This is a genomic window from Streptomyces griseoruber (assembly GCF_001514205.1).
GTDB classification, from domain to species: domain Bacteria; phylum Actinomycetota; class Actinomycetes; order Streptomycetales; family Streptomycetaceae; genus Streptomyces; species Streptomyces griseoruber.
Window position 1 is genome coordinate 1,120 of the sequence record NZ_KQ948778.1, and the last position, 535, is coordinate 1,654.

The 535-nt window shown below is 66.2% G+C and carries 1 protein-coding gene and 1 pseudogene; both read left to right on the plus strand.

Translation table 11 applies throughout. The annotated features are described in order from the left end of the window. Window positions 1–178: DUF6507 family protein (locus tag AQJ64_RS51285; protein ID WP_244902704.1), on the plus strand; the 178-nt coding region annotated here is incomplete at its 5' end. Then, window positions 175–535 (plus strand): annotated as a pseudogene (locus tag AQJ64_RS33020) (ADP-ribosyltransferase); the annotation flags it as partial. The gene AQJ64_RS51285 and the pseudogene AQJ64_RS33020, both read left to right, overlap by 4 nt.

Here is a 535-nt window from a genome sequence, read left to right on the forward strand (position 1 = left end):
CGCGGAGCGTGCGTCGAAGGATCTGTCGTTCGTGGCCGCGCGTGCGGGGAAGTCGTTGCAGGGTGTGGTCGATGCGACGACGGCGTACTTGAACGGTGATGAGCAGATGGCGTTGGAGGCGCAGCGCAACACGCTGAAGGCGCCGAAGCCGGACATGCCGGGGACGGGCAAGGCGTGATCAAGCCAGAGCAGATCCCCCAGTTCACCGGCGACCTGGCGCAGTTGGAACTGGACCACGCGGATCTGAAGAAGGACGCCGGGAACGTCCGGGACACCGGCAAGGACGTCAACACCCAGTTCCAGGGCCTGTCGGCGTTCTACCGCGCGCCCGAGGCCGAACAGCTCTTCGGCACCACCAAGCCGGTGCAGGACCGGGCCGACGACTTCGCGACGGACCTGGAGACGGTGTCGTCCGCCCTCTCCTCCTACGCCACCGAGATCCGGCCCCTCGTCTCCAAGCTCAAGGAACTCAAGACCAAGGCGACCACCTTCGTCGACTCCGTGAAGGACGACGACGAGTGGGAGTACGACGGCG